Genomic DNA, 19,774 nt, shown 5'->3' with positions numbered 1-19,774 from the left:
CTTATGCAGAAATAAATCGACGCAAAGGAATCCTGATAAATGTCCAATAGACTTATGATAAAGTAAATTAGAATATGAACCAAAACGGTCAATGCTATTTAGGGAAGTTCAAACTTCTAACTTCTAACTTCTAATATCTAATATCTAATATCTAACTTCTAATATCTCATATCTACCTTCTCATATCTCATATCCAACCTATGTAAAAACTTAATCTACAAATAAATGAAGGGTCTGAGTTAGAATGACTACCTTTGCACCTTATTTTATTTTATGACAAATTTTTCAGAACTAGGCTTACAAGAAAACATATTGAAAGCCATTAGCGACTTAGGCTTTGAGTCGCCAAGCGAAGTTCAAGCACAAGCCATTCCTATTTTGTTAGAAAAAGAAACCGATTTGGTGGCTTTAGCACAAACAGGAACGGGAAAAACTGCTGCTTTTGGATTTCCACTTATTCAGAAAATTAACTTTGACGAGAAATTCACGCAAGGATTAATTTTATCGCCGACTAGGGAATTATGCTTACAAATTACCAACGAGTTTCAACACTATGGGAAATACAGCCCAGGTTTAAGAACAGTTGCCGTTTATGGAGGAGCAAGCATTACAGACCAAGAAAAACAAATAAAGAAAGGAGCGCAAATTATTGTAGCCACTCCTGGACGTATGAAAGACATGCTGAAACGCGGAATGATTGACATTTCAAAATTAGCATATTGTATTTTAGATGAAGCAGACGAAATGTTGAATATGGGCTTCTACGAAGACATCATCGACATTTTATCGCATAGTCCAAAAGAAAAATCAACATGGCTTTTTAGTGCAACCATGCCTAAAGAAGTAGCAAGTATTGCTAAAAAGTTCATGAACAACCCAAGAGAAATTACGGTTGGACAACGCAACGTAAGTACAAAAAGCGTAAGTCACGAATACTTTTTAGTTTCTGCTAGAGATCGCTACAACGCACTAAAGCGTTTGGTAGATGTAAACCCAGAAGTTTATGCTTGTGTGTTTTGTAGAACCAAACGCGATACCCAAAAAGTAGCTGAACGCTTAATTGAAGACGGATATAACGCAGCGGCACTACATGGCGATTTAAGCCAAAGCCAGCGTGATATGGTCATGAAAAGCTTTAGAAACAAACAAGTCCAAATTTTAGTGGCTACCGATGTTGCTGCACGTGGAATTGATGTAGATGATATTACGCACGTAATTAACTACCAATTGCCGGACGAAGTAGAGATTTATACTCACCGAAGTGGTAGAACAGGTAGAGCTGGTAAAACTGGTAAATCTTTAGTGATTTTAACCAAATCTGAACTGCGTAAAATCAAACAAATTGAGCGCATCATTGGCCAAAAATTTACTGAAGAAGAAATACCTACAGGTGAAGTAATTTGCGAAAAGCAATTGTTTCATTTGGTAAACCAAATAAAAGACACAGAAGTAAATCATAAAATTGATGAGTATCTTCCAAAATTGGAAGAAAAGTTAATGGATTTATCTAAAGAAGATTTGATAAAGAAATTCTTCTCTGTTGAATTTACACGCTTTTACAATTACTATAAAGACGCAGATTCCATTAACAAACCTGCGGCAAGAGATAGCGACTACGAAAGCAGAGAACGCTCAGATGAAACCCGATTCTTCATTAATTTAGGAGAAAAAGATGGCTTCAACTGGATGCAATTGAAAGATTTCTTAAAAGAACAATTGCAATTGGATCGCGATGGCGTTGCTAAAGTAGATGTTAAAGATAGTTTTTCATTTTTTAATGTAGCCAAATCAGATGAGCCTAAAGTGATGGAAATCTTTGAAAGTTTTACCTACCAAGGTCGAAATGTAAATGTAGAAATCACCAAAGACAAAGGTGGTCGAGGTGGCGGAGGTCGAGATCGTTCTGATCGAAAAAAATCAGGCGGATTTGGAAAACGTAGAGACTCGGGAAAGTCTAACTTTTCTGGACACAGAAAAGGAAAGAAGAGCAATGTTGAATCTTCTTTTAACAGAAGAAGATCAAAAAAGAAATAATTAGTAAATCCTGAAGTTATCAAAAGTAATTCGTTTAAATTTATAAACAATTTCTTTATCCTTTAGAATGAAATTATATTTAACAAGCATACTTATCAGTTTAATTTGTTTTTCATCTTGGTCTCAAAATCAAGATGAATTACAACTGATATCTGGTGAAGTACTCAACGCTGCTAACGACCTTCCTTTAGATGGTGTAAATATTGTAAATACCACAAGGGTTAAAGGAAGTATAACCGATGAGAAAGGACGTTTTACCTTAATGGCGCATGTAAACGATACGCTATTTTTTCAATATCTAGGATTTAAACCCATTCAAGTTAAAATTACAGAAGATTGGGTGAAGTTTGGTGAAGTTAAAATTAAAATGACGGAAGCCGCTATTGCTTTAGAAGAAGTAACCGTTAAAGAAATTAAACTAACCGGTTTCTTAGAAATAGACGCTAAGAACATTCCTATTTATGATGATTTTAGATACAGCATTTCTGGCTTAAATTATGGTTACGAAGGTGGTAAATATCAAAAATCTGCTTTTTCTAAAACCTTAGAATCTGTTTTTAATCCAGCTGATTTTTTGTATAAAACCTTTGGCAGGAAAGGTCAGGAAATGAAAAAGCTTCGTAAAATGAAAGATGATGATGAAATTAGAAATATCCTTCAAGATAAATACGATCAAGAAACCTTAGCCGCAGTTTTAGGAATTAGTAAACCAGATATCGAAGAAATTTTAAAACGTTGCGACTATTCTAGAGAATTTATAAAAACAGCAAACGATTTACAAATTCTAGATGCCATAAGCGGTTGCTACGAAGAATATAAAGCTATTAATAGATAAACTCTACAGCATGAAAATTGCAGTTTTAACAGGTGCAGGAATTAGTGCGGAAAGCGGAATAAAAACCTTTAGAGATAACGACGGTCTTTGGGAAGGTCATGATGTAATGGAAGTTGCATCTCCCCAAGGGTGGAAAAAAAACCCGTCTAACGTCCTTCAATTTTACAACTTACGCAGAAAGCAACTTTTAGAAGTAAAGCCCAATGCAGCGCATTTTGCTTTAACTGAATTACAAGCGCGTTTTGATGTACAAATCGTAACCCAAAACGTAGATAATTTACACGAAAAAGCAGGCAACAAAAATGTTTTGCATTTACATGGCGAATTGCTTAAAGCAAGAAGCGAACACAACGATAACTTAGTTTACCCATGGGAAAAAGACATTAATCTTGGCGATAAAGCCAAAGATGGAAACCAACTAAGACCTGATATTGTATGGTTTGGTGAAGCCGTTCCTAAAATAGAAGAAGCCACAAAAATTTTTAGTGAAGCTAATATAGTAATAGTTATTGGGACATCCTTACAAGTCTATCCTGCCGCTGGATTAATTGATTTTGCACCAGTAGATGCAGAAATTTACCTGATTGACCCTAACCCCAATGTTGAAGCAAGCAAAAATTTGCATGTATTTGCCGAAAAAGCAGCTAAAGCTACTCCAAGAATTGTTAAAAAAATAATATCAACCCACGCATAAAAGTCTACCAATATGAATGCCTTATTAAATATTTCTCCAATAGACGGGCGCTACCAAAGTAAAACCCAAAACCTACAAGCTTATTTTAGTGAGTTTGCCTTGATTAAATACAGAGTTCGTGTTGAAGTAGAATATTTTATAGCCTTGTGCGAAATTGATATTCCACAGCTTCAAAAGGTAGAAAAAATTGTGTTTGAAGAACTTCGAAATATCTATCGGAATTTTTCTGAAGAAGATGCGCAACACATTAAAAGCATTGAACAAGTAACCAATCACGATGTAAAAGCGGTTGAATATTTTTTAAAAGAAAAATTTGAAGCAGTTGGTTTAACAGAAAGCAAAGAATTTATTCATTTTGGATTGACTTCTCAAGATATTAACAATACTTCCATTCCACTTTCTATCAAAGAAGCAGTTGAAGAAGTGTACATGCCCAATTTAGAAGAATTAAAAGATAAATTAATTGAATTAAAAACAGAATGGGAACACATTCCTATGTTGGCTAGAACCCATGGGCAACCTGCATCTCCTACCCGACTCGGGAAAGAAATTGAAGTTTTTGTAAAACGAATTGAAGAACAAGAAATACAATTGTTACAGATTCCTATGGCGGCTAAATTTGGTGGAGCAACTGGAAACTTTAATGCACATCACGTAGCTTATCCACATGTAGATTGGAAAAATTTTGCAAGCAATTTTGTTGAAAACAAATTAGGACTTCATCATTCATTTCCTACTACACAAATTGAACATTACGATCATTTAGCTGGGCTTTTTGATGCGCTAAAACGCATCAACACCATATTAATCGACTTAGATCGTGATTTTTGGACGTATATTTCAATGGATTATTTCAAACAAAAAATCAAAAAAGGGGAAATTGGTTCTTCGGCTATGCCACACAAAGTAAATCCTATTGATTTTGAAAATTCAGAAGGCAACTTAGGAATGGCAAACGCCGTATTTAATCATTTATCTGAAAAGCTTCCAATTAGCAGATTGCAACGCGATTTAACAGATTCAACTGTTTTACGTAACGTAGGCGTTCCTTTTGCACATTCGCTGATAGCTTTTCAATCTACTTTAAAAGGTTTGAACAAATTGCTCTTAAACGAAGAGAAAATTACGCAAGATTTAAACGCTCAATGGGCTGTTGTTGCTGAAGCTATTCAAACTATTTTGCGGAGAGAAAATTACCCTAATCCCTATGAAGCTTTAAAAGAATTAACCCGAATTAATACCGGAATCACTGAAAAATCTATTCAAGATTTTATCTCAACTTTAGAAGTTAGTGAAGAAATAAAATTAGAACTTTCGGCTATTACTCCGTTTAATTACACAGGAATTTAGTTTATGTCAAAGTTTAAAGCCTGGATTTCTGCAGCTCGATTACGCACTTTACCATTGTCCGTTTCTGGAATTATGGTAGGCTCAGCTTATGCTTTGCTAAACGATTATTTTAATTTTTCCATATTTATCTTGGCTATTGCTACTACGCTAGTTTTACAAATTCTTTCCAATTTTGCAAACGATTATGGCGATGGTGTAAAAGGAACAGATAACCAAGATCGTGTTGGTCCCATGCGTGCCTTACAAAGTGGAAACATCAGTGATAAACAAATGAAGCTAGCTATTATTTTAAGTAGCTTCGTTGCCTTTGCATTGGCTGTAGGTTTAATTTATGTTTCGTTTGGAAGTGAAAATTTACTTTATACCTTGGCATTTATTGCTTTGGGTTTATTGGCCATTTATGCAGCTATAAAATACACTGTAGGCAATTCAGCTTATGGATATCGTGGGTTAGGAGATCTTTTTGTCTTCCTTTTTTTTGGTTTGGTTAGCGTAATCGGAACCTATTTTTTGTTCAGCCAAAAATTAGATAGCCTGATTATTTTACCCGCTGTTGGTGTTGGCTTGTTAAGCACCGCTGTACTGAATGTAAATAATATGCGAGACCAAGAAAGTGATTTAAAAGCAGGTAAAAACACCTTAGTTGTAAAGTTGGGAAATGCCAAAGCAAAATTGTATCATTTTTCTATTATAGTTATTGCGTTTGCAAGTTTTGTTACTTATGTATACTTGCTTAATAACTCTATACAATATGTTTGTTTAATCGGATTTATTCCTTTGTTTATTCATTTGCTAAAAGTTAGAAAAAACAAGAATCCAAAATTACTCGATCCGGAATTAAAAAAAGTAGCGCTTAGCACTTTTGCCATTGCATTGCTTCACATTATAGTTAGTGTAGCATTTTAAAATAGATAAAACTTCACAAGGTAAAGTATAAAATAGCATGAAACAATTTTGCTTCTCAACTTCCTATTGTTGAGCAAAATAAGTATAATCCATTAAAATTCGGTTGACAAACTCAATCGGTTTTTCGTCAAATTCTACCTTCATTTCTTTTGAAAGTTTATCGCTTAACATCAAAATCACCTTGTGGTTTGCCGTGTGTTTTGCTTTCTTAAAAATACGGTTGGTTTTTTGAATATCTTCATCAGAAAATACAGTGACTTGCGGATATTTGGGTTGATAATTTTCTGGTAAATAAGTAGCTACCGTTTTGGTAAATCCTGTTCTGCGTTGCTCGCTAATTACGGTTGTTTTAGCAGCTAAATCTCCCAAACGTTGACCACGCCCTGTGGCCAAAACAAATACAATAGCTACACTCCAAGAAAACAAAAAATCAATAGGTCTAATTAACCAACGAATTAAATAATTGGAAAATTTAGGCTTGCTTCCGTCTAAACAAACCACACGAATTTGAAAAGCTTTTTTCCCGATGCTTTGCCCGTTGTTGAAGATTTCAAATAACAAATGATACAAAAAAATAGGCAAGAAAAAAGTGAGATTAAAAGCCCAAGACTCAAAATCGTCCATACCCGCAGCATTGGCAATAAATAAGTAAATAATTACATAAGCAATAATAATTAACCCATCTATTAAATAGGCAAAGCCACGTTGAGTTAGCGTTGCCACTTGTTGTTGAATAGTAATATTTTGTGCGGTTTGTATGCTAAATTTATTCATGAAATGTCTTAAATTTGATGTTTTAAACTCTATCTATGCGAGAAGCTGCATTTATTAAGCAAAATAAGAACAAATGGCTAAAATTTGAAAGTGTTCTGCAAAATAATGCAAAACTTTCTCCAGATGAATTATCAAACCTGTATTTAGATGTTACCGACGACTTGAGTTACAGTCAAACTTTTTACCCAACTAGTGAGACTTCTAGCTATTTAAATGAATTAGCATCTGTAGCTCATCAAAAAATTTACAAGAGCAAAAAAGAATCAAAAGGAAGATTTTATAAGTTTTACTTACAAGAGTTTCCTTTAGAATTTAAAAAATACCATCCGCAATTACTTTTGGCTTTTTCAATATTTTTAATTTTTAGTATTATCGGTGCCTATTCTGCCGCCGTAGACGATACTTTTGTGCGGTTAATTCTGGGTGATTACTATGTGAACATGACTTTAGCTAACATTGAAGCTGGAGACCCGATGGCAGTATACAAAGAAGCCAATCAAACCGATATGTTTTTAGGCATTACCATTAATAATATTAGAGTAGCACTCATAGCCTTTGGTTATGGTTTATTATTTGGCTTGGGCAGCATTGTTATTGCTATGCAAAATGGAGTAATGCTTGGTTCGTTTCAATATTTCTTTCATGATCAAGGTTTGTTGTGGGAATCTGCTAGAACCATTTGGATACACGGAACTATAGAAATTTCAGTGATAATTATCGCCACGTGCGCTGGATTGGTTGTAGGAAAAGGAATGCTTTTTCCAGGAACCTATTCCAGACTTCAATCCTTTATTCGAGGTGTAAAAGCAGGTTTGAAAATTGTAATTAGCACGGTTCCTTTTTTTATAGTTGCTGGATTCTTGGAAGGTTTTGTAACGCGATACACTCAAATGCCAGATGCATTAGCCATTCTTATAATTGTAAGTTCACTTTTTTTAATCCTTTATTATTACGTAATTTATCCAAATAAATTAAACAAAAAACAACATGCAACAAACCAATATTAAACTTGAAAAAGAACGCGATTTAGGCGAAACCATAACAGATACTTTTTCATTTATAAGACAAAATTTCTCAGGCTTATCGCAAGTTTTTATTAGTACTATTTTACCCATGCTAATAATTTCTGTTGCGGCAAGTGTATATTATCAATTTTCGGCACAAGAATTTAGTGACAATTTACTGGGTATAAATACAGGATTTGATTTAGTTGAATTTTTTACTTCCTTACCGTATTTACTTTCAGTTTTGTCTACGTTGTTTTTTTATGTGGTTAGCTACTTATCTATCTTAGCAAGTATGAAATCCTATCGACTGAAAAACACGATAGACCTTGAGTTTGTGAAATCTGAAATAAAATCGCGTTTTTGGAGCATGACTGGACTTATAATCGTTTCGTCTATCATGTTAATTATTAGTATAATCTTATGTGTATTGCCTGTTTTTTATATGATTGTTCCAGTTTCGTTGATGTATTCTATTTTAATTTTTGAAGATAAAAGCATAAGCGAAAGTATCTCCGATGCTTTTGGATTAATAAGAGATCATTTCTGGCCAACCTTAGGAACAATTTTAGTAATTTTTATTATTGTAGGCTTAGCTTCTGGAATATTTCAAATACCAGTTATGTTGTATGCCATGTTTACCATGATTACTAACATAGATGCTTCTACAGTAAATTACGATAACTTACTAGAAACCGATTGGATTATGCTAACGCTTACTGCAATTGGAAATATTGGCACAAATGTGCTTGCTTTAGTGAGTATAATTGCAACAGCACTTATTTATTTCAATTTAAATGAAAAGCAAAACTTAACAGGAACAGCACAAGAAATTGACACCATAGGAAGCAATTAATGCAGCATAGACTATTCATCTTCATCGCTTTATTCAATTTGTTTTTCTTGCATGCGCAAGATGAAGAAACCCCTTTGCAGTTGGATACATCTTCAATTGAAGAAACACTTATAGTAGATGAAAGTTTGATGCAAGAAATCAAAGAGAAATCTGAATTTGATTACGAAAGATCCTTTACTGAAGAAAGTTGGTGGGATGATTTTACAAACTGGTTAAGCCAGAAATGGAATCAGTTAATGCAAGCCATTTTTGGAGATATACAAACTGATAGTTTTGTGTATTTACTCACTCAAATATTACCTTACCTTATTGTAATTGGCGTTGTTATTTTCATTTTTTGGTTGTTTATCAAACTCAATCCTGGGCAAAATGTATTGGCTGAAACTAAAAAAAATCAGATTTTCTTTTCAGATGAAGAAGAATTGGTCAAAACCAAAGATTTAGCTAAATTGAAAGCAGAAGCGCTGGAAAACAGAAATTACAGATTGGCAGTTAGGTATTGGTATTTGCAAACCCTACAAAAATTAGATAAATTAGAATTAATCGAATATCAATTTGAAAAAACCAATACAGATTATGCCGAAGAATTAAAAGCTAAGCCTTTTGCAGAATCCTTTAAGCAAACAACCAACTTCTACAATTTTGCATGGTACGGCGGTTTTGATGTCAATGAAATTCAATTTCAAAAAATAAACCAATTGTTTAACCAGCTTCATGAGCGTATAAACCAAAAAAATGAGTAAAAACTACAAATTTATTTTGCTGCTTTTGCTTGTTTCAATCGGAGTTAGCATTTACATGGAAGCTACTAAACCCATGCCGTTAAACTGGACGCCAGACTATTCCAAAAAAGTTTCTACTCCCTTAGGCGCTAAAGCCATCAATCTTCATTTTGAAGAGAAAATGGAAAATAATCCCAATATAACTGAAATTGAAACTTCTTCATATGAAGCTTTTCAACAAAAAGAAATACACGATAAGGGAAGCATTTTGTATTTCAATAATTATGTAGATTTAGATGATGAAAGCTTAGATAAATTATTGAAATGGGTTGAAAATGGAAATACCGTATTCATGTCATCATTAGATTTTTCTAATAAATTGAAAGATACCTTAGGCATAAAAATCAGTCAATTTATGTTTAAATACCAATTTGTTTATGAAAATAAATTAAGATTAGTCAATCCTATTTTTGATGAAAAATTGTATTCCAGTGTTACAGAATATGAAGCCAACTATTTTTCGGAATTAGATACACTTAAACAACGTGTTTTAGGCTATGTAAAACCAGTAGCAAAAGATGAAGAAGACCAAGATGAAGCAGAAGAACTTATAAATTTTATTGAAGCACCTTTTGGCGAAGGTAAATTTCTGCTGCATAGTTTTCCAGAAGCATTCGGAAATCATTTTTTTGTACACCAAGACAATTATAAGTATACCTCCAATGCATTACAGTACATCAATTGGGAAAATCCAGTTTACATAGATCAGTATTACAAATCTGGTAAAGAAAACATTGACAGTTTACTGTATTATGTAACCCAAAATCGAGCTTTGAAATGGGCTTATTATGTAGCTATTCTCGCTTCAATTATTTTTGTTTTTGTACAGGGAAAACGCAAGCAAAAACCTATACCAATTCGAGAACCATTGGCTAATAAAACTTATGAATATACCAAAACGGTAGCCAATATGTTTTTAGAAAACAAAGCACATAAAGATATCGCTACCAAACAAATTAAGCAATTAATGCATTATATTCGAAAGCATTATCAAGTTTCAACTAAAGAAATTAACCAAAAATTTTATACCGAATTAGCTTCAAAGAGTGCTCAAGAAGTAAGTTTCATAAAGAACTTATTTGAACACATTAAGTATATTGAACGGCGAAATGAAATTTCAAAAGAAGATTTGATGAAGTTTGACGAATTAGCAAGTAAAATAAAAAAATAATGATGGAGAACGAAGAACAAAAACCAGAAGAAAGAGCAAACGAGCAAAAAATACAAGCTGAAAATCACGAACCCAATAATGAAGCCAATCAGGCTCCTTCAACAGAAGTAGATGATTTTCAAAATAGGATTCCGCTTCAAAAACTAAAAGAAAGTTTAGATGAATTAAAAACCAATCTAAAGGAAATCATCATTGGTCAGGATGAATTTTTAGAACAATTGATTGTAGGTTTACTCGCAGACGGTCACGTTTTAATTGAAGGTGTTCCCGGAATTGCCAAAACCCTTACCGCCAGACTTTTTGCAAAAAGCATTGAAACCGATTTCAACCGTATTCAATTTACGCCGGACTTAATGCCAAGTGATGTGTTGGGAACTTCCATTTACAATGAAGAAAAACGCGATTTTGAATTCAAAAAAGGACCGATTTTTTCGAACATTGTTTTAATTGATGAAATTAACCGTGCTCCCGCCAAAACCCAAGCCGCGCTTTTTGAAGTGATGGAAGAAAAGCAAGTGAGTATGGACAGCGAAGTCTATACCATGAAAGCGCCTTTTATGGTGTTGGCCACCCAAAATCCAATTGAGCAAGAAGGAACTTACGCTTTACCCGAAGCGCAGTTGGATCGATTTGTCTTCAAAATTAAATTGGATTATCCCGATTTAGAAAGCGAAGTAAAAATCATTCAATCGCATCATGTTCGAAAAAGCCACTTACCAGTAGACCAGGTAAAATCAGTCTTGTCTCCTACCCTATTATTAGAATTCAAAGCTCAATTAAATGAAATTGTAGTGGAAGAAAAAATATTTTCCTACATCGCAGAATTGGTTCACAACACCCGAAATCATCCACACTTAATGTTAGGTGCTTCGCCACGAGCTTCCATTGCTATTTTGAATGCTTCAAAAGCATTTGCTGCCATTCAAGGAAGAGATTTTGTAACGCCAGAAGACATTAAACGCACTTTAAAACCTGTTTTAAACCACCGTGTTGTACTTTCACCCGAAAGAGAAATGGAAGGAATGACGGCAGAAGATGTAATTGATATGATTGTAAAAACAGTAGAAATTCCAAGGTAATTTTGATTGCACTTATAAAACGATTTTACTTACACAAACGCTTTTTTTATGCCTTGTTTGGCATCGCATTTCTATTCCTTTTATCCAATTGGATTGAATTTTTATTTGTAGCTAGCAGCTTGCTTTTATTTGGGTTTTGCATTTTAGTAGTAGTTGATGCCATTGTGTTATTTAGCAATTCGCACATCAAAGCCAAACGTATTGCAGCCGATAAATTTTCGAATTCCGATGAAAATGAAATTTTAATTCGCATTGAAAATCGTTCCAAATTAAGCCTTCAACTGGAAATTATCGATGAAATTCCGGTACAATTTCAAAAGCGCGATTTTCAACTCACCTTGCAAATTCTTCCCAAAGAAGAGCGTATGCATAGCTATCAATTGGTTCCGAAGCAACGTGGTGAATATGTTTTTGGAAATTTGAATATCTATGCTTTCACCAAAATTGCCTTGGTAAAAAAACGCTACCAATTTGCTAATGAACAAATGGTGAAAGTCTACCCTTCGTTTATACAAATGAAAAAATACGACTTTTTAGCACAAAGCAACAAATTAAGTGAATACGGTTTCAAAAAAATAAGACGAATTGGTCACACTTTAGAATTTGAACAAATTAAAGAATACGTTGTCGGAGACGATGTGCGTACCATCAATTGGAAAGCTACCGCCAAACAACGCGCTTTGATGGTGAATCAATACCAAGATGAAAAGTCGCAACCCATCTACAATTTAATAGACAAAGGCAGAGTGATGAAAATGCCTTTTGAAGGATTGAGTTTGTTGGATTATGCCATCAATTCAACCTTGGCTTTTAGCAATGTAGCGCTCAAGAAAAATGACAAAGTGGGAATGATGGATTTTTCAAATGAAATAGGAAAAATCATTGCTGCTCAACAAAAAAAGACACATCTCAATGTCATTTCAGAACGATTGTACAATATTGAAACCGATTTTTTGGTCAGCGATTTTAGTAAATTATACACTTATGTAAAACGAAAAATCAATCAGCGTAGTCTGCTGATGTTGTATACCAACTTCGAGCATATTGCCGCCATGCGAAGGGAATTGCCTTACCTAAGGGCCATCGCTAAAAAACACATGCTGGTAGTTATTTTCTTTGAAAACACCGAATTGGACAAACTGCAACACATCCAAACCAACCAGCTTCGGGATGTGTACGAAAAAACCATCGCAGGAAGTTTTGCGTATGATAAACGATTGATGGTAGATGAACTGAAAAACAACGGAATTCAAACTATTTTAACGAAACCCAAAGATTTAAGCATCAACACCATCAATAAGTATCTTGAAATCAAAGCGAAAGGAATATTGTAAAACACATGAAAGAGAAAACACAAATTGTATTTGCTACGCACAACCTCAATAAATTAAAGGAAGTACAAAGCATGGTTCCTTCGCATATCGAAATTTTAGGTTTAGACGATATAGGTTGCCATGAAGAAATAATAGAAGACGGCAAAAACCTGACTGAAAATGCACAAATTAAAGCAGATTATGTTTTCAATAATTACGGAAAAAACTGTTTTGCAGACGATACTGGTTTGGAAGTTGAAGCTTTGCAAGGCGAACCTGGCGTTATTAGCGCAAGATATGCAGGCGAAGCAAAAAGCAGCGAAGCCAATATGCAAAAGCTATTGGATAACCTGAAAGGCAAGTCCAATAGAAAAGCACAATTTAGAACCGTAATTTGCTACCGTACTAAAGATGAAACACTATTTTTTGAAGGAGTTTGTAAAGGCGAAATTTTAGATAAAAAACAAGGTGAAAAAGGTTTCGGCTACGATCCCATTTTTAAACCTGAGGAAAGTGAACTCAGTTTTGCTGAAATGCCAGCCAACTTAAAAAATGAAATTAGTCATCGTGGACGTGCTTTTAGAAAGTTTTATTCGTTTTTACAGGAGTAGAAAATCAGCTTTATGTTATTTGTAGTTTATAATTTTTTTGAAATATGAAGCAAGAAATTAAGATCATGGTATCTATAAATAGCTTTCACACTAATGCACGAATAAGAATTAGTGAATTAGTGGCATAAAAACATAAACTCAATTAGTTTTTTAATTATAACCTGAGTTCGATTATAATCACAAAGTCAAAATCAATAAGGATATTCAGTTACTAGGCAATTTTTTGAAGGATAGCCTAAGCTATCATGATAAAAATTAACGCAGTAAATGGATGTTCTTATTGAAGGAAGTAGATTAGTCAGTTTTAAACAGCAATCTACTTTACTTTTTTACTCCGCAATATCCAGATATTACGTCATAAAAAAGCTCGTACCTAACTATTTAAAACAGTTTTGACAAAGTGAGAATAATCGAACTCAGGTTTATAGTAATTTGGACATAGATGTTATTGCTATACTTAAAATTTAAGTAAAGATAGCAACCTAAAAACTATCTTACTGCCATTTTTTCAGCCAGAAAACTTCTGAGTACTTTATCAAAACCTTGTTGAACATCGACTTGTTGGTAGTTGATTTTATACTGTGCACATTTCAATTGAAGCTTTTTAAAATATGCATCAACTGCTTTGTGGTAATCTTCTTTTACTTGATCTGCAAACAACTGAACATGCTCGCCCGTTTCTACATCAACAAATTTCTTAGGTTGATTGTCGAAGTTAAAATCTATTTCGTGTTCTTTATCAATTACATGAAAAAGTACAATTTGATGTTTGTTGTATTTTAAATGTCGTAAAGCTTCAAAAACATCTTCTTGTGCATCAGTATCTTGAAGCATATCGCTAAAAAGCACAACCATCGATCTACGCTTCAATTGTTCAGCAATTTGATGTAAAAAAGTATAGGTTTCGGTTTTCTTAGCTTTAGGCTTCAAATGAAAAAGATTTTCCAATTCATTATAAATCATATTAAAATGCCGATCACTTCCCTTTTCATTACAAGAAAAATCGATTTTTTCATTGTAAATACTCAATCCTACTGCATCGCGTTGTTTTTTCAAAATCTGCATAATAGCTGCAGTAGCAATTACGGAGAAACCCATTTTATTCAACTGATTGTTTCCTGATGTTTCAGGGTAAAACATAGAACTTGAGCTGTCTATAATAAAATGACAACGCATGTTGGTTTCTTCTTCGAAGCGTTTAGTGTATAATTTATCGGTTTTGGCAAAAAGTTTCCAGTCGATGTGTTTGGTACTTTCTCCCGTATTGTAAATTTTATGTTCGGCAAATTCAGCTGAAAAGCCATGAAAGGGACTTTTATGAATCCCTGAAATAAAGCCTTCCACAATTTGATTGGCGAGCAAAGGCAAGTTACCAAAATCGTAAGTAGGAAAAGAATTGGTTTTGGTTTTTGTATTCATAAGTTATTCTTCTGCCGTAAAACGTTTATCCACAGGCATAACGGTTCCGCAATTATCGCAGGTTCTCAATTCTTCACTGCCATAAAAATGTGTAAAATGTTTTAAAAAATCTTTTTCAATATCATTTAATGGAAAATACACTTCGTGAAGTTTATGGTTGCAGTTATCGCAAAACCACAATAAGCCGTCTTTACCAGGCAAATCAGTTCGTTTACGTTCAATTACCAGACCGATAGAATTGGGTTTTCTAACAGGTGAATGAGGCACTTTGGCAGGATGCAAGTACATGTCGCCTGCGCTGAGTTTCATGGTTTTCTTTTTACCATTTTCTTGCACATGTACTTCAATTTCACCTTCTAATTGGTAAAATAGCTCTTCGGTTTCGTTGTAATGATAATCTTTTCTAGCATTAGGTCCGCCAACAATCATTACAATATAATCACCAGCATCTTTATATAGATTTTTATTTCCAACAGGTGGTTTTAAGAGTGCTCTATTTTCTTCTATCCACTTATTTAAGTTAAACGGTTTCTGAATAGCCATAATTTAGATTTTAAGTAAAACGTAAAATTACTAAATACAAATGAGCTTAATCGATTTTCGAAATTCTTTTGAAAGCTGTAAATGTTAAGATATACCTAAAAGCCAATAAATTTCATCTAAGAAATTGGTTTTCAATATATATATGCTAGTTTTGCAGCGAATTTCGATCGAATGATTGATTAATTTTTTAAAATTTATTTTTTATGAGTCAAGTTAAAGAAAACGACACAGTAGTAGTACATTACACAGGAAAATTAACTTCAGGTGAAGTTTTTGATAGTTCACTAGAGCGTGAGCCATTAGAATTCACATTAGGAAAAGGGATGTTGATTCCTGGATTTGAAAACGCTGTTGTTGATATGAAAGTTAACGAGAAAAAAACAGTAAACATTCCAGTTGCAGAAGCATATGGTGAAAAAGTAGATGAACTTTTTCAAAAAGTTGAAAAAGCGCAGCTTCCAGAAGAAATTAAGCCAGAAGTTGGAATGGGCTTAGTTGCTCAAAATCCTGACGGAACTGAGCGCCAACTGCGTGTTGCAGAAGTGCAAGATGACCATATTGTTGTTGATGCTAACCATCCTTTAGCTGGACAAGATTTAGTTTTTGACTTAGAAGTTGTTGAAATTAAATAAGCATTAAAGTTTATAATTAAAAAACCCTGTTTGATGATCAAACAGGGTTTTTTGTTTTAAAAGCTTCTAAAAATTATTAATATTCTGTTACTGAACTCCAATTTTCACCAGTTTTAATTCGGTGAAGCTGCATTTCAGAAATACCAAATTGCTTAGCTATCATTTTTAATCGTGTTCTTCGGTTAGGATCTTTTAGTTTTCGCTTAATTAACTTCACTCTAGTTTCGGTTAATTTGGCATTTGTTACTCTGCCTTTTCTTTTGCTAACACTAATTTTGTGTTCAGGATTACTAAATTGATGCATTTCTTTTTCGCTTTTAGTAGCCCATTTTAGGTTAACTACCCTATTGTCTTTTTTGTGGTAGTTTTTGTGAATAACATATTGACCATCATTTTGCTCTAAAAAGTGCTGAGCCACTAACTTATGCACATATCTACTAGTTGAATTTCCATTTTTCTTTTGCCTTACAGGCAAATGTTGATATCCATTTATATAGGCTGCTTTTACTAAAAATTCATTTTCTCCTTTGCAATTTAATACTCGACCGTAATTTGATACCTTATACTTTTCTTTTTCTGAAACCTTATCATCAAATTGAATGGTTTTCCATTCTTCGTCTGGATATTTTTTAAACATTGTACTTATTTTATGTAGAATTAAAAAGTTTCTTTGAAGTTTGAAACAGTCTTTTTATTAAAGATAAATATTAAATTACGAATTTACAAAAATTAAAATAAAGTAAGGAACATTATTGATACTGGAACTTATTAAAAACAGCTTAAAGAATATGTATGAAGCAAAATAGATTTAAACTGAAGCTAGTTCCCTATATTTTTCCATGTTTTATATTGCAGGAAGAAATTGGGCTTATTTTATTCTAGTTTGTTGGTAGTTCAGATATTTCTGATGGCTACCAGCAAAAGCTGATTAAACTTTTAATTATCTAATATCTAAAAACACAAAATTATCGCCTTTCATGTGATGGCAAGGTTCAACACAAATTTTGGAATTTTTGTTTGCGCTGTTGAGCGTTCGTATTTCTTAAAATTGCTTTTCAAAAGTCTTTCCATTGTGTGTATATATATTTCCATCTGCCATTCCAAACCATAATTCACTATTTTCATCTTCGTAAATTGAAAGAACGAAATCATTTTCCAATCCATCTTTTTTGGTATAATTTTCAAATTGTTTACCATCGAATTTCCAAATTCCAGCATCTCTGTCTCCAAACCAAATGTTTCCTTTGTTGTCTTCAGTGATTATAAAAACGTGTTCTAGTGTGCCTTGGGGTGATTTTTCTCCATTTCGTTTGCTGTTGGGGTGAATCAAGCCATGCTTTTTTGAAAAATTTACGATTGAATCACCTTCTTTAAGTAATACGCCAATTCCGTTATTCCCAAGCCAAAGCCCACCTTTTGAATCTTCGTAAATACTTCGGGTATGCAAAGTTTCAAATTTTCTATCAAATCCTAATGTTTCATCATTAATGATTGTAAAATCACTTCCATTGTAGCCGAAAACAGCTGCATATGTGCTAAACCAAATCATATTGTCTTTGCCATTTGAAATATCAGTTACAGCAAATAAATTATCGTAGGTGTTAAGTGCTTTTTGAGGAGGAAACTCTAAATAATGTAATCGTTGCCCATCGTATCTATAAACTCCAGCTTTATTTCCAGCTTCAAACCATAAGTCATTGTCAGATTTCATCCATTCACTTGTCCCATAGTCAATGGTTTGAATTGGGGAAACATTTTGATAATTTTCATTATTTGCTTTTGTTCGATTACTAATTCTTGTGCCGTCGTAACTGCTAACTCCAGTTTGTGTATCAAACCAAATAACTCCTTCTTTGTCTTCTTGAATGGAGTGGATTTGGTTGTCAGAAAGTCCTTCATTGCTAGTGAAATAGTTGAATGATTTCCCATTATAAACCGCAACTCCTTCTTCTAGACTTCCAAACCAATAATTGTCTTTGCTGTCTTGAAAGATAGCTCGTATTCCCGAAGTGAATTTTAAAGTGTCCATTTTTGAAGTGGCTACCAATTGAGCTTGGTTAATCTCCTTTTCTGTTGATTTTTTTTCAGTACAAGAAAAGTTCAAGATCAATATGAGTATTAGGAAAATCGATTCTATTTTTCTGTTCATTATGGTTTTTTCTATATGACGCACAAGCTTTGGTATATGAAAGTTAGCATCCTGTAGGTCGCAATTGCTAATTGGTTTTATTAGCAACACTTATCTTTAGCTCGTCCAAGGTTCTTTTTCATTCGCATTTACGAATTTTTCACCGTCAAAAATACATAAGCCTTGCCAAGTACCAAACCAAAGTTGGCCTCTATTATCTTCGAAAATGCTGAGCACAAGATTTGAAGTTAATCCATCTTCTGTAGTGTATAAAGTGAATTTTGCCCCATCATATTTATAAACACCTACATTTTCTGCTGTAAACCAAATATTCCCTGTCTTATCTTCAATAAAATTGCCAGTTTCAATTCCTTCAATAATTCCATCTTTTGTAAAGTTTCTAAACGTATTTCCATCAAACTTACTTGCACCTCCATAATATGAGCCAATCCAAATATTTCCTTTTTTATCTAACAAGGAAGCATTTGCATTATTCTCTGTAAGGCCATTCTGGTTTGTAAATTGGGTGAAATTCCCGTTCTTATACTTGAAAATGCCATTACCATCCTTACTAATCCACATATTTCCATCGTTATCTTCTAAAAAACTACTCACCCTGTTTATTGAATATATAGGTTCTGGATTCTCAACCTTTGTTTCTGGTAATAAAAAGGGGGTGAATTTTTCACCGTCAAAATGACTTACGCCTTCTACTGTTCCGACCCAGATCAGTCCGTTTCTATCAATTGTTAAGCTCCAGACTTCTACATCATCACCTTGTAATCCTTCTATTTGTGAAAATTTTCTACCATCGTATTTTAGGAGTCCATCAGAAGTGCCAAACCATACATTACCTGCCTTGTCTTCTACGATTTTTAGAACTCTCACTTGAGGATGGCTACTCTCAATCTCCATTTTTTCTAGCACTTTACCATCGTATCGTATTATTCCATCTCCATTTGTTCCAAACCAATAGTTGCCATTTGTATCTTGATACATTGTTCTGACAAATTCTCTAACCATACCATTTAAATTGGTATGAATTTGAGGGAATGTTGTATTTTGTTTAAAAATTAAAGGTTGGTTATAAACTTGATTTTCAACTTGATTTTTAACACTATCATCAGAGTGCTTTTCTTTCACTTGTTCAGTACAAGCCAATATTTGAAGTGTTATAATAATCAAAACCAGATTTCCCATTTTTATTATTATCTTGCTTTTAATGTTATTCATGCTATTCGCTTATATTTGTTACCTGCAGTTATTATAAACGTAAATATATTCATAAACTATAAAACAATACAACCTAAATATAATTAAAACTAACTACCTAACAACAACACAAACACCTAACTTACTTATACAACCACACGAAAGGATTTGTGCGGTAGCAATGGGATTTCGTCCTGCCTGCGGCAAAAGCAGGTTAAGTTTTTACATTTTTAAAATTACAAAAACTTTGGGTTTGGCACAAAATCCGCCATAAACTATAGCATCCATGAAAAAGCAGAAAGTCCAGTATCTTTAAATTTCACTAAAAATTATAAGATATGAACACTGAACAAACTGCCACACCGAAGTTATTTATTGGAATTGACATACACAAGCGTAGTTGGAAAGTTAAGCTTGCTACTGATTTATTT

General features: G+C 33.5%; 19 protein-coding genes. 13 read left to right on the top strand and 6 right to left on the bottom strand.

Going from position 1 to position 19,774, the window contains the following annotated elements:
• Positions 1-273 precede the first annotated feature (273 nt).
• The 5 genes from IEV72_RS12140 to menA all read left to right on the top strand — a co-directional run bounded on the left by IEV72_RS12140 (position 274) and on the right by menA (position 5,819).
• Positions 274-2,034, top strand: coding sequence for a DEAD/DEAH box helicase (locus IEV72_RS12140; RefSeq protein ID WP_188459389.1), 1,761 nt, complete (start codon positions 274-276; stop codon positions 2,032-2,034).
• Between the two features lie 67 nt (positions 2,035-2,101).
• A complete protein-coding gene (locus IEV72_RS12135) occupies positions 2,102-2,869 on the top strand; it encodes a carboxypeptidase-like regulatory domain-containing protein (protein ID WP_188459388.1) in 768 nt (255 codons plus the stop codon).
• Positions 2,870-2,879: 10 nt separating this feature from the next.
• Positions 2,880-3,563, top strand: a complete 684-nt coding sequence (locus tag IEV72_RS12130) for an SIR2 family NAD-dependent protein deacylase (protein WP_188459387.1) — start codon at positions 2,880-2,882, stop codon at positions 3,561-3,563.
• A 12-nt stretch (positions 3,564-3,575) separates the two neighbouring features.
• Positions 3,576-4,913: an adenylosuccinate lyase gene (gene purB, locus IEV72_RS12125; protein WP_188459386.1), complete on the top strand. Its 1,338-nt coding sequence runs from the start codon at positions 3,576-3,578 to the stop codon at positions 4,911-4,913.
• A 3-nt stretch (positions 4,914-4,916) separates the two neighbouring features.
• Positions 4,917-5,819, top strand: a complete 903-nt coding sequence (menA, locus tag IEV72_RS12120; protein ID WP_188459385.1) for a 1,4-dihydroxy-2-naphthoate octaprenyltransferase — start codon at positions 4,917-4,919, stop codon at positions 5,817-5,819.
• A gap of 63 nt (positions 5,820-5,882) precedes the next feature.
• On the opposite strand, the gene IEV72_RS12115 is transcribed toward menA, so the two are convergent.
• Complete coding sequence (locus tag IEV72_RS12115) at positions 5,883-6,593, bottom strand: RDD family protein (RefSeq protein WP_188459384.1); 711 nt, start codon at positions 6,591-6,593, stop codon at positions 5,883-5,885.
• Positions 6,594-6,628: 35 nt separating this feature from the next.
• Here IEV72_RS12115 and IEV72_RS12110 point away from each other — a divergent pair, with 35 nt between their 5' ends.
• From IEV72_RS12110 to IEV72_RS12080, 7 genes are read left to right on the top strand one after another with little or no spacing between them, the layout of a single operon-like run.
• Entirely contained in the window at positions 6,629-7,600 is a 972-nt protein-coding gene (locus IEV72_RS12110) for a stage II sporulation protein M (RefSeq protein WP_188459383.1), read from the top strand.
• Complete coding sequence (locus IEV72_RS12105) at positions 7,581-8,453, top strand: hypothetical protein (RefSeq protein ID WP_188459382.1); 873 nt, start codon at positions 7,581-7,583, stop codon at positions 8,451-8,453. The genes IEV72_RS12110 and IEV72_RS12105 overlap by 20 nt, the downstream gene beginning before the upstream one ends.
• Positions 8,453-9,196 (top strand): DUF4129 domain-containing protein, encoded by a 744-nt coding sequence (locus IEV72_RS12100; protein WP_188459381.1) that lies wholly within the window; start codon positions 8,453-8,455, stop codon positions 9,194-9,196. Before IEV72_RS12105 ends, IEV72_RS12100 begins: the two co-directional genes overlap by 1 nt.
• Entirely contained in the window at positions 9,189-10,406 is a 1,218-nt protein-coding gene (locus IEV72_RS12095) for a DUF4350 domain-containing protein (protein ID WP_188459380.1), read from the top strand. The genes IEV72_RS12100 and IEV72_RS12095 overlap by 8 nt, the downstream gene beginning before the upstream one ends.
• A 2-nt stretch (positions 10,407-10,408) precedes the next feature.
• A complete protein-coding gene (locus tag IEV72_RS12090) occupies positions 10,409-11,485 on the top strand; it encodes an AAA family ATPase (protein ID WP_188459471.1) in 1,077 nt (358 codons plus the stop codon).
• A 2-nt stretch (positions 11,486-11,487) separates the two neighbouring features.
• Positions 11,488-12,819 carry a DUF58 domain-containing protein gene (locus tag IEV72_RS12085; protein WP_188459379.1) on the top strand — a complete coding sequence of 444 codons (1,332 nt, stop codon included), beginning with the start codon at positions 11,488-11,490 and terminating at the stop codon, positions 12,817-12,819.
• A gap of 5 nt (positions 12,820-12,824) precedes the next feature.
• A complete protein-coding gene (locus tag IEV72_RS12080) occupies positions 12,825-13,409 on the top strand; it encodes a non-canonical purine NTP diphosphatase (RefSeq protein ID WP_188459378.1) in 585 nt (194 codons plus the stop codon).
• Between the two features lie 489 nt (positions 13,410-13,898).
• On the opposite strand, the gene IEV72_RS12075 is transcribed toward IEV72_RS12080, so the two are convergent.
• The gene (locus IEV72_RS12075; protein ID WP_188459377.1) at positions 13,899-14,828 is read right to left on the bottom strand and encodes a DUF58 domain-containing protein; all 930 of its coding nucleotides are present in this window, start codon (positions 14,826-14,828) and stop codon (positions 13,899-13,901) included.
• A gap of 3 nt (positions 14,829-14,831) precedes the next feature.
• Entirely contained in the window at positions 14,832-15,371 is a 540-nt protein-coding gene (locus IEV72_RS12070) for a 3-hydroxyanthranilate 3,4-dioxygenase (protein ID WP_188459376.1), read from the bottom strand.
• A gap of 203 nt (positions 15,372-15,574) precedes the next feature.
• On the opposite strand from IEV72_RS12070, the gene IEV72_RS12065 reads away from it, so the two are divergent.
• On the top strand, positions 15,575-16,003 hold the full coding sequence (locus tag IEV72_RS12065) for an FKBP-type peptidyl-prolyl cis-trans isomerase (protein WP_188459375.1): 429 nt from the start codon (positions 15,575-15,577) through the stop codon (positions 16,001-16,003).
• 76 nt (positions 16,004-16,079) lie between these two features.
• On the opposite strand, the gene IEV72_RS12060 is transcribed toward IEV72_RS12065, so the two are convergent.
• From IEV72_RS12060 to IEV72_RS12050, 3 genes are all read right to left on the bottom strand, one after another.
• Positions 16,080-16,640: an NUMOD4 domain-containing protein gene (locus tag IEV72_RS12060; RefSeq protein WP_188459374.1), complete on the bottom strand. Its 561-nt coding sequence runs from the start codon at positions 16,638-16,640 to the stop codon at positions 16,080-16,082.
• 405 nt (positions 16,641-17,045) lie between these two features.
• Positions 17,046-18,107, bottom strand: coding sequence for a ligand-binding sensor domain-containing protein (locus IEV72_RS12055; protein WP_229731909.1), 1,062 nt, complete (start codon positions 18,105-18,107; stop codon positions 17,046-17,048).
• Positions 18,108-18,248: 141 nt separating this feature from the next.
• Complete coding sequence (locus IEV72_RS12050; RefSeq protein WP_188459372.1) at positions 18,249-19,364, bottom strand: ligand-binding sensor domain-containing protein; 1,116 nt, start codon at positions 19,362-19,364, stop codon at positions 18,249-18,251.
• Positions 19,365-19,774: the final 410 nt, after the last annotated feature.

The organism is Psychroflexus planctonicus, from assembly GCF_014640195.1.
GTDB lineage: Bacteria > Bacteroidota > Bacteroidia > Flavobacteriales > Flavobacteriaceae > Psychroflexus > Psychroflexus planctonicus.
Note: the sequence above shows the minus strand (reverse complement) of the source record. Positions and strands in the feature narration are given on the sequence as shown.